Source organism: Streptomyces niveiscabiei, assembly GCF_033794345.1.
GTDB classification, from domain to species: domain Bacteria; phylum Actinomycetota; class Actinomycetes; order Streptomycetales; family Streptomycetaceae; genus Streptomyces; species Streptomyces niveiscabiei.
Window position 1 is genome coordinate 25,327 of the sequence record NZ_JARAYJ010000059.1, and the last position, 10,497, is coordinate 35,823.

Here is a 10,497-nt window from a genome sequence, read left to right on the forward strand (position 1 = left end):
GGCTCATGCCAGCCAGTTCCCAGCCGCAGCCGGGCCGCAGACGGACGTACCGGTTGCTCGCCGCAGCCGCCGCGATCGCCACCGCCGGGGCCATGGCCGCCGCGCTGCCGGCGGACGCGCACGACGCGAAGCACGGCGGAAAGCCGCAGTACAAGCGGTACCAGGACGTGCAGCTGCTGTCGTTCAACGACCTGCACGGCAACCTGGAGCCGCCGTCGGGCTCGTCCGGCCGGGTCACCGAGCTCCAGCCGGACGGCACGACGAAGACGATCGACGCGGGGGGCGTCGAGTACCTCGCCACGCACCTGCGCAACGCCCGCAAGGGCAACGCGTACTCGGTGACGGCGGCCGGCGGTGACATGGTCGGCGCGTCGCCGCTGATCTCGGGCCTGTTCCACGACGAGCCCACGATCGAGGCGCTCAACAAGCTGGACCTGGACGTCACGAGCGTCGGCAACCACGAGTTCGACGAGGGCGCGAAGGAACTCGCGCGCCTCCAGAAGGGCGGCTGCCACCCGAAGGACGGCTGCTACACGGACACGAAGTTCACGGGCGCGGACTTCCCGTACCTCGCGGCGAACGTCCTCGACGAGAAGACGAACAAGCCGATCCTCAAGCCGTACTGGGTGTGGCGGAAGAACGGCGTGAAGGTCGGCTTCATCGGCGTCACCCTGGAGGACACGCCGGGCGTCGTCTCGGCGGAGGGCGTCAAGGGCCTCACGTTCAAGGACGAGGTCGAGACGATCAACAAGTACGCGCGCGAACTCCAGCGCCAGGGCGTGCGGTCGATCGTCGCGCTGATCCACGAGGGCGGGCTCCCGGCCTCGCAGTCGTACAACTACGACTGCGACGCCCCCGGCGCGGGCGACGGCATCTCCGGCCCGATCGTCGATATCGCGAAGAACGTCACCCCGGCGGTCGACGCGCTGGTCACCGGCCACACGCACGCGGCGTACGTGTGCACGATCAACGACCCGGCGGGCAAGCCCCGCATGGTCACGTCGGCGGCGTCGTTCGGCCGCCTCTACACCGACACGACGCTGACGTACGACCGCTGGACGGGTGACATCGCCCGTACGGCCGTGAAGTCCGCGAACCACGTCGTCACCCGGGACGTCCCCAAGGCGCCGGACATGACGCAGCTGATCGACAAGTGGAACACCCTCGCGGCGCCCATCGGCAACCGCGCGATCGGCTACATCTCGGCCGACATCCCGAACACGGGTACGGAGTCCCCGGCGGGCGACCTGATCGCGGACGCGCAACTCGCGTACGGCAAGGGCCTCGACCCGGAGACCGACCTCGCGCTGATGAACCCCGGCGGCGTGCGCGCCGGGTTCACGTACGCGGCCAAGGGCGCGGAGGGCGACGGCGTCGTGACGTACGCCGAAGGCTTCACCGTCCAGCCCTTCGCGAACACCGTCAACCTCCAGAACTTCACCGGCGCGCAGGTCGTCCAGATCCTGAAGGAGCAGGTCAGCGGCTCGAACACGGCCTCACCGAAGGTCCTGCTGCCGTCCGCGAACCTCCGCTACACCCTCGACCTGACCAAGTCGGGCGCGGACCGCGTGCTCACGGACACGATCCGCCTGAACGGCGCGGCCATCGACCCCGCCGCGACCTACCGCGTCGCCACGAACAGCTTCCTCGCGGGCGGCGGCGACGGCTTCCCCACCCTCGGCCAGGGCACGAACGACCTCGTCGGCTCGGACGACCTGTCCGCCCTCGCGCAGTACCTGACGGCGAACTCGTCGGCGGGCACCCCGCTGACACCTCCGACGGCGGACCGGATCACCATCGTGCGGTGACCGTGAACGCGTGAGACGAGAACGGGCCGTCGGGGCTACCGGCGGCCCGTTCCGCTCTTACGATCGGATGACCATCGGTCGGATGGTCATCGAAGGGGGGAGCCGGGGATGGAGATCGGGCTCGCGGACGCCCTGCGGGCGCTGCGCAGGGAACTGGCCGAGGCCGCGCTGGAGGCGGACGGCGACAGCGTGCGGCTGCACGTCGAACAGGTCGACCTGAACCTGGAGGTGAGCGTCCAGCGGGCCCGGGAGGCCGGCGGGGGCGTGCGGTTCTGGGTGGTGTCCGCCGACGCGAAGACTTCCGGCGCGACGACCGTCACCCACACCGTGTCCCTGCGGCTCACGGCGGAGACGGCCGGCGGGGGACGGGTGCTGACCGGCGACGGCGGGGTCGCGCTCGGGGACGAGTGACGCGCGGTGCACGGGGACGGGAGCCGCGCCGTACAGGTCGTCGAACGGGGCGAGAGGCCGTACTTCGTGGCGTCCGGTTTCCTGCTCGCACCGGGACTGGCGATCACGGCCGCCCACGCGGTGCGGGGGGCGGGACCGTACGAGGTCCGCGCGGCGGGGAAACGGGCGCCGGTACGACGGGTGGTGCCCGCGGGGGACCGGGACGTGGCGCTGCTGGTGCTGGGGGAGGCCCGGACCGGGGCTGAGCCGGAGCCGGAGGGTGCCGCCTCCGCTCCGCGGCCGGTGCGGTTCGCGGAGTTGCCCCCAGGTGTCGGGCAGGTCGCCGTGCACGGTGTCGGGTTCCCCCGGTTCACCCTGGAGGACGGCGTACCGCGCGGCCATCAGTTCGACGGGACCGTGCAGTTGGGTTCGGACCGTTCGCGGCACCAGATCCAGCTCGCCCTGACCAGCAGCGATCCCCCGCCGGGCCGGCCGGGCCACTCCCCCTGGGAGGGCTGTTCGGGAGCGGGCGTACGGACGGTGTACGAGGGACTGCTCGCCGGCGTCGTCACCAGCCACCGCCCGGACGGCGACCGGCGCGGGCTGACCGGCACCGCGCTGACCGGTCTCACCGACGCCGGGTTCCTCGCGGTTCTCGCCGAACACGGCGTCGAGGCCGAGCCGTTGCCCGCGAGGCCGGTGGCGCGGCCGGCGTCCGCCGAGGCGCACTGGCTGCCGGAGGCCGTACGGCAGGTGCTGGCCCGCCGGCGTGAGGAGGCGGCGGAACTGCCGTACCGGTTCCGGGAGGACCGGCGGGCGCGGCGGCTGACGGACGTGTACGTGCGGCAAGTACTGAGCCCCGGCCCGTCGGACGACGCCGAAAGACCGGACGGCCCGGAGCCACCCGCAGGGGCCGCCCCGGTCGACGCCCCGAGCCTGTCCCGCCATCCGGACCCCGGTGTCCCGCTCACTCCCGGTGCCCCCCGCCCCCGGACCCCGGCCCTCCACCCCTCTTCGCCCCGCCCCCTCCGCCAGATCCTCGCTGACCTCATCCCCGCCACGACGGCCCACCTCCTGATCGAAGCACCCCCGGCGCCGGAAAGACCACGCTCCTGCACATGTGCGGTCTGGAGCTCGCCGACGCGGCGCTCACCGCGCCCACCGGCCGGGACGCCCTCGTACCGCTGTGGGTGACCGCGCCCCGCCTCGCCGCGTCGGGCCACTCGCTGGAGAGCGCGATCGCCGAGGCGGCCGGCCTGGACGCACTGCCCCCGCTGCCGCCCGGCGCCCGCTGGCTGGTGCTGATCGACGCGCTCGACGAGGTGCACCACGACCACCGCAGCCGCCTCATCCACCGCCTCGCCGACCGAGCCCGGCAGGGCGGCGCGTCCGGCGGCCCGTGCCTGCTCCTCACCACCCGCCCCGACCCGGACGTCGCCCCGCAGCTCGCGGAGGCCGGTTTCCGGCGGTACGTCCTGGACCCCTTCGACCGGCGCCGCCTGGAGGAGTTCGCGCACGGCTGGTTCGAGGACTCCGGGCACGGGGAGCGCGCCGCCGGGTTCCTGGAGCAGGTCGACGAGGCCGGCCTCGGGGAACTCCTCGGTGTCCCCTTGCTCGCGACGGCCGCCGCCATCGTCCACGAGGACCGGCCCGAGGCCCCGCTGCCCGACAACTCCTGGGACCTGTACGACCGCTTCCGCCTCCACCTGCGCGCGGTCAAGCGGGACCAGGCGCGGCGGCTCTGGGCGGACCTGGAGGAACGCGCGGCCCCGACCCCGGACGGCACATGGGCGGTGACCCACCTGCGGGAACGCGCCGACGAACTGCTCGGGGAGGTGGCGTACGCGCAGGTCGCCGAGGGCGAGACGGATCTGCCGGGGGTCGCGGCACGCTGGTGGGCGGGGTTCGCGGACCCGCCGCTGGACGGCTGGAACGCCGTCCTCACGGAGGCCCTCCTCACGACGGGCCTGTTCGTCCGCCGGCGGCAGGGGCTGGAGTTCCTGCACACGACGTTCGCCGAACACTGCGCGGCGCAGCGCCTGGCGAGGCGGCTGCCGGCGCGCTTCGACCCGGCCGACCCGCTGTGGCGTACGACGCTGCTGGCGGCTTCCGGCATCACCGGCCACCCGCTGGCCGCCCTGCACCGCAAGGCGCTGCTCCACCACGCCCGCCGCGCTCCGGGCGGGGCGCTCCTCGACTGGTTGCAGGGCGGTTCGTTCGACGGGCACCGGCTCGCCGCCGAGCTGATGGCCGAGCGGTATCCGGCGGACGACGCGCACCACCGGCGGTTCCTGGCGGCGCTGAGAGAGCGCGGCGGAGACGCGGACGAACTGCTGCTGCGCCTGCGGCATTCGCTGGTCACGGAGCATCTGCGGGAGCTGCTGCGGTCGGGGACCCCGGCGGAACGGCTGCTCGCGGCACGGGGGTTGGCGCGGTCGGACGGGGAGACGGTGGCCCGGGAGCTGCCGGGCATCGCGGGGTCGCACGGGGTCGGCCTCTCGGACGTGTACGGCGTCGCGCAGTTCCTGGAGGAGGAGTGGCCGCGGCAGACGGCCGAGGCGCTGGCGGCGGTGCTGCGCCGCCCCGGCGGCATGCCCTGGGACCGGATCGGCGGGGCGGCGCGTCTGGAGGACGAGGAACTGCGGGCCGAGCTGCTGAGGGCGGAGCTGCACGGCCTCAAGAGCGGGCCGGACGCCTTCACCCGAATCACCGCCGCGCGGACCCTCGCGGAACTGGGCGAGCCGTACGAGGGCGAGGCGGTCGAATGGCTGGTCTGGACAGCGCTCGACCCGCTGTCCGATCCCCTTGGGACCACAGCCATGGCCTTGGTCGACACCCTGAGCACCCTCGGCGCGGGACACCACCGGGAGGCGGCGGTCCAGGTGCTGCGCGGGTACGTCGTACGAGGCACCGGATCTCCCCTGTCCGCCTCCTATCTGCGGGGCCGGGCCGCGAGCCGACTGCTGCGCGCCGGTGAGCCGTATGCCGCCGAGGCCGTCACGCTGATGAGGGAGCACGCTTCCGACCGGGAGTACCGCAGCTGGGCGGCCCAGGAGCTGAACGGCCGCGAGCCCGGGGGCGGACCGGCGCGAGGGTCCGTCGAGGAGGCGCTGGACTCGGCGATCCGGTCGGCGGAGGCGTGGTGGCGCGGTGAGCCGGTCGTCGAGGACACCCCGTACGAGGTACGGGAGACGCTCGCCGCATATGGCGCGGCAGCCGTACCCGTCCTGATGGACAGCCTGTGCGCCCCCGGATCGATGGGCGGCTACGAGAGCTTCAGTCCCGACGTCATGGCCGCGCTCGGCGAGCTGCACGAGGCGTTCCCCGAGGAGACGGCCGGTGAACTGCGCGCGCGGTTCGCGTACGGCGGCCCGGGCGACGACCTGTACGACTACGGGTCCCGGTACCCGGGACTGCGGCAAGCCGTCCTCGGCGCCCTGCTCGCCCTGGGCGTCCTCCAGCCGCCCGGCGACTCGCCGCTCCTCCTGCGCCTCGCGGAAGAGGGCTGGTCCTGGGAGCACCGGACAGCGGCGACCGACGCGCTGCGCGGCGCGGCCCCGGACCACAAAAGGGACCTGGCCGACGAACTGTGCCGCACGCTGACCCGGCTCGACCGCTCGTACGTCCGTGACGTGGCCGAAACGCTGGTCCGGATCGGCGGCGGCCAGGCACGCCGCGTCGGCACCACCCTGCGCACCCGGGCGCAGAACCCCGACCCGGCCGTACGCCGTAGCGCGCTGCAAGGACTGCTCGCCCTCGGCGGCGAGTGGGTGCCCACGGACGCCGCCCCCCTGGCGGAACTCGCCGCCTGCCGCCAGGCGTCCCCCGCCGAACGGCTGCGCGCGATCAGGGCGTCGGCCCTCCTGGAGGGACGGCTGCCACGCCGTACGGCCGGTGCGCTGTACGACGTCGTCGAGGCGACCGGAGACGTCGGCGCGTACTTCTCGCTCGCGCCGCTCGTGTCACGAGGGCCGTTCCCGGCCGGGCTGCCGGTGCGCCGGGCGCGGCGGATGCTGCGCCGCAACGCGGTCAGGATGCACCTGTTCTGGCCCGGCCTCCTGCCACGCATCAGCCGGGACGTACCGGCCGCCGAACTCGCGCGAGCGGTCAGAGCCCGGATCCGAGGCGTCGTACCGGGCGGGAAGAGGCGTCGGCTGGACCTGGCGAAGCTCCTGATCGCCCTGGGCGACGAGCGGTCGGCCGCGGTCGCCGCTCGCGTGCTGCGGCGGCTGCTCGTCGGCGAACGGTCCTGGTCGATCAAGCGGCGCGAGATCGCCGAACTCCTGGTCCTGTCGGACGACTCCCACGCGCGCCGCCTCCCGACGCGCATCGGCCGAGGGCCGCTGTTCTGGCGGACGCCGGTACGGGACTGGGGAGAGGACACGCTGATCGCGATCGCGTCCGGGGGCGGGCAGTGGGCGCGATGGGCGGCGGACACGCTGTGCGCCATGGTGGTCGAGAACCCCGGTCGCTACGGCGTGGAGCGCCATCTGTCCGTCCTCGTCGGCCTGCGCTGGACCTTCCGCCCTCAGGTGCTGACCGCTCTGCGCGCCGTCGCCGCCACCGATTCCCCCACGGCGCCCCGGGCCGCCGAAGCACTCGCATTACTGGCAGCCCGCGACTGACCGCTCTCGCGTCACTCACCTGGCGCCGCGTCCCCCACACGGGTTGAATGCTCACTCTTCGTGGTGACGCCGATGAGGTGTACGAGGGTGACGCGCCGATAAGAAGGGTGCCTGTTTCCGGTTTCCGGGTTCCGGGTGAGTCACCCGGGGGCGTAGGCGAGGAGCCTCATTGAGCACGCTGTTGCGGACCGAGGGAGTGGGCAAGTCGCACACCGTGCGGGGAGCGAGGTACGAACTCCTCGACGACGTCTCGCTCGGCTTCGAGGCGGGCCAAGTCGCCGTGCTCGCAGGGGACTCGGGGTCGGGCAAGACGCTCCTGCTGCACATCCTGGCCCTCCTCGAAACCCCCGACCGGGGCCGGGTGTACCTCGGCGGCGCCGACATGACGAACCTCGCCGAACCCGCCCGGGCCGCCACCCGCCGACGCCGCCTGGGCATCGTCTTCCGCACCCCCGACCTGCTGCCCCGCCACTCGGCGTACCGCAACGTCCTTGTCCCGTACGCCGGTTCACGCGCCGAAGGCGAACGCCGGGCGCGTGAACTCCTCGACCGGACGGGGCTGACGCCGCGCGCCGCGCATCTCCCCGGCGCCCTGACGCCCGGCGAACAACGCCGGGTCGCCCTGGTCCGCGCGCTCATCAACGACCCGGCCGTGATCCTCGCCGACGAGCCCACGGGGGACGCCGAGTTGCTCGCGTACTTCCGTGAACTCGCCGACGAGGGACGGGCGGTGGTGCTCGCGTCCGCCGACCCGGCGGTGTGCGGGGTCGCGGACGTTGTGCACCGGCTGGAGAGGGGGGTGCTGGTCGAGGAGGAGACGGCCGAGCCCCTGGAGACCGAGTCGCACCAACTTCAGTGACCGTGCGCCCGGTTGAGGGAGCCGGCCGTCCGGTTCACGAGGCCGGTCACCCAAGTCGCGAAGCCGTCCGCCCGGTTCAGTTCAGGAAGCCGACGGCGTCCAGCCCGCCAGCCAGTCCGCGACCTCCTGCCCCGCCGCCTGCGCATCGCTCAACTGCGGCCGTTCCGAGGACGCCGGCCCCGACCCGGCCCCCGTGTTCCGGTACTCGGCGAACCGGTCGTCCTTCCACGAGAAGCCGCCCATGTCCGTCCACGGCGTCGGCCTGATGCCCGCGCCGAGCGTCGTCTCGCGCACCGTGGTCTGCGGGTCGACGGTCGTGTCGCCGCCGGGGTGCCAGTTCCGCCCGAGGTAGTAACTCCCGTTGGACACATCGCCGTTGACGGCGGACCTGTTGATGAGGATGCCCTTGCGCCCGGCGGCGGTGCTGGGCGCGGTGACGTACCCGGCGGAGGTCCCGTTCCACCGCTTCTTCAGCGTGATGACCGATCTGTCCACGACGGCGGTCGCCCGGCCGAAGATGAAGTCGACGTTCCCGGTGATGTACGAGTTGGCGATGTAGACCCGCCCGAGCTTGTCCTTCGCGGCGGTCTCCAGCTCCAGCGTGTCCTGGTCCCCGTTGACGATCACCCCGTCGAGGACGATCCGGTCGGCCTGCGTCAGCAACGCGACCGCCTGGTTCGCGATGTCCTGGTGCGCGCCCTCGTCGAAGTCGTTGGTGACGGTCAGGTTCCTGACCTGCGAGTCGTCCGAGGAGACGGAGAGGGTGGCGCTGCCGGGCGTCCCGTACGTCCCCGACCCGTCGGGCTTCGTCATCCCGGCCGCGTTGCCGTACACGATGACCGTGTCCTTACGGCTGGCGCCCGAGCCCTGGATCGTGACGTGCGGCTTGTTCGCGGGGACCTTCACGACCTCGCGGTACGTGCCCGGCTTGACCGAAATCACCACGCGGGACGGGTTGTTGACGGGGACGGCGTTCACGGCAGCCTGAACGGTGCGGTATTGGCCGGAGCCGTCCTGGGCGACGGTCAGAGTGGTGGCCTTGACCGTGGCCGCCGCTGTCGCTGTCGTGCCGATCGAACTCCTGGGCCCCACACCGGACTTGAGGAGCACGGGTACGTTCGCGGTCGCGTCCAGCGTGTACGGGTAGTAGCTCTTCGGGTCCCACTTCGCGCCCGAACCACCGCTCTCGTTCCGCCCGCTGGTCCCCGAGAACACGTTCCCCCGCTGGACGAGCGTCGCCGAACTGTCCCTGATCACCGGGTTCTTCAGGCCCTGGAAGTACGAATTCTCCAGCACCATGTTCGTGTTGCCGCGCGCGTAGTTCCCGTACGACGAGGTGATCGACGTACTCGCCGCGTCCTCAAGGTAGTTGTTGTACAGGTGCGCGTGCGCGACGTTGTCCGTCGACGGGTTGCGCTGCTCCGTCTCGCGGATCCAGTTGTGGTGGATCGTGATGTCGGCGGTCGTGTTCTCCGTCCACCCGATCCCGAACGCCTTGTTCTCCTGGCTGAGTTTGTTCCAGGAGACCGTCAGGTACGTCGTGTCCTTACGGCTGTCGATCAGGCCGTCCGCCATGTGCCGCAGGTCGTTGTGGTCGATCCACACATGATGCGCGCCGTCCATCTGAATGGCGTCGAAGTCGTGCTCCTTGTCGTTCCAAGTCCCTTGGTACGCATCCCTGATGGTCAGATTCCTGATGATGACGTTGTGCACGCCCTGCCCCAGGAAGAACCCGCCACCGACGATGTGACCGGCCGTCCCCGACCCCACGATCGTCTTGTCCGAAGCGACCTTGATCTCCTTCCCGACCGGGTTCATGGTGATCGCCCCGGCCACGACGATCACATACGGCTCACTCGCGGTCGCGTACTTCTCCAGCTCGGCGAGCGTCCTGACGGTGACGGTCTTCCCGTCCCGCCCGCCATAAGTCCCGTTCTGCCCCAGCGCGTTGACCGACGCGAACCCGTCCGCAGACACGCTCGCCCAGCCCGGCGCGGCAGCCGACACCTCCTCGGAAGAACCGTACCCATAGACGAAAACCCCGCTCGCAGCGAGAACGAGCGGCAGACCGACCGCCAGCGAGGTATTACGCCGACGGTGCCTGCGAAGTGCCTTGCGGCTCATGTGGGGGACCTTTCCGTGTGGGGGAGAGTCGCTGCTCTGTCGCCGCGCCGGGGGGAAAGGTTGCCGGGTCTTTCCTTGCTGGGCAGGGGAGTTGGGGGTGGTTGCGGTTGGGGGTGCAGGTGATCAGCGCGAGGTGGAGGTAGGCGGGGTGTTCGAGATAGAGACCGAGGACGACGTCGCTACCGGCTTTGAGCCGTACGAGGGTTGAGGCGGTCAGGGTGGTGAGGTGGGCCGGGGTGCGGTCCCGTTCGGCGGTGAACCGGGGTGCGTGTGCGTGGAGTTGGCTGGTGAGCCATGCGGTTGCCTGGTCCGGGTCGGTCCAGGTGCCTTGGATCAGGGAGGGGGGTTTGAGGAGCCAGTGGGCGGTTTCGATGGGTGGGAGGTCGGAGGTGGGGAACTCTGCGGCGACTTCGCGGTAGCGGTGGAGGAGGCGTTCTCCGGTGGGGTCGGTGGGGGGTGGGGGTGGCTGGGGGTGTGGTGGCCGTCGGAGGGCCTCGTTGTCGAAGCGGGCTTTGGGGCCGGTCCACACGTAGGCGTGGTGGTGCATGAGTTGGTCCCGTCGACGGGGTCCGGAGGAGGTCCGGGCCCCGTACAGGTCAGACGCGGATGCCGAAGCGGGCCGGGTCGATGCCGGCGGCGTCGAGTTCGGCGGTGGTGAAGCGCAGGGGCTGGGCGTCGGGGCGCTTGCTGT

General features: G+C 72.0%; 6 protein-coding genes and 2 pseudogenes. 5 read left to right on the forward strand and 3 right to left on the reverse strand.

What is annotated here, in order from left to right; genetic code table 11:
- The first annotated feature begins 5 nt into the window (after window positions 1-5).
- The 5 genes from PV682_RS41385 to PV682_RS41405 all read left to right on the forward strand — a co-directional run bounded on the left by PV682_RS41385 (window position 6) and on the right by PV682_RS41405 (window position 7,682).
- Window positions 6-1,808, forward strand: coding sequence for a bifunctional metallophosphatase/5'-nucleotidase (locus PV682_RS41385; protein ID WP_319737728.1), 1,803 nt, complete (start codon window positions 6-8; stop codon window positions 1,806-1,808).
- Between the two features lie 108 nt (window positions 1,809-1,916).
- Window positions 1,917-2,219: a trypco2 family protein gene (locus PV682_RS41390; protein ID WP_112475252.1), complete on the forward strand. Its 303-nt coding sequence runs from the start codon at window positions 1,917-1,919 to the stop codon at window positions 2,217-2,219.
- 6 nt (window positions 2,220-2,225) lie between these two features.
- Window positions 2,226-3,392: a serine protease family protein gene (locus tag PV682_RS41395; protein WP_319737731.1), complete on the forward strand. Its 1,167-nt coding sequence runs from the start codon at window positions 2,226-2,228 to the stop codon at window positions 3,390-3,392.
- Window positions 3,317-6,823 (forward strand): hypothetical protein, encoded by a 3,507-nt coding sequence (locus PV682_RS41400; protein ID WP_319737733.1) that lies wholly within the window; start codon window positions 3,317-3,319, stop codon window positions 6,821-6,823. Before PV682_RS41395 ends, PV682_RS41400 begins: the two co-directional genes overlap by 76 nt.
- A 169-nt stretch (window positions 6,824-6,992) precedes the next feature.
- A complete protein-coding gene (locus PV682_RS41405; protein ID WP_319737735.1) occupies window positions 6,993-7,682 on the forward strand; it encodes an ABC transporter ATP-binding protein in 690 nt (229 codons plus the stop codon).
- Between the two features lie 81 nt (window positions 7,683-7,763).
- Here PV682_RS41405 and PV682_RS41410 read toward each other — a convergent pair whose 3' ends face one another.
- From PV682_RS41410 to PV682_RS41420, 3 genes and pseudogenes are all read right to left on the reverse strand, one after another.
- Entirely contained in the window at window positions 7,764-9,806 is a 2,043-nt protein-coding gene (locus PV682_RS41410; RefSeq protein ID WP_319737737.1) for a pectinesterase family protein, read from the reverse strand.
- 79 nt (window positions 9,807-9,885) lie between these two features.
- Window positions 9,886-10,353 (reverse strand): annotated as a pseudogene (locus tag PV682_RS41415) (hypothetical protein); the annotation flags it as partial.
- Between the two features lie 49 nt (window positions 10,354-10,402).
- Window positions 10,403-10,497: pseudogene (locus PV682_RS41420) on the reverse strand (DUF397 domain-containing protein); the annotation flags it as partial.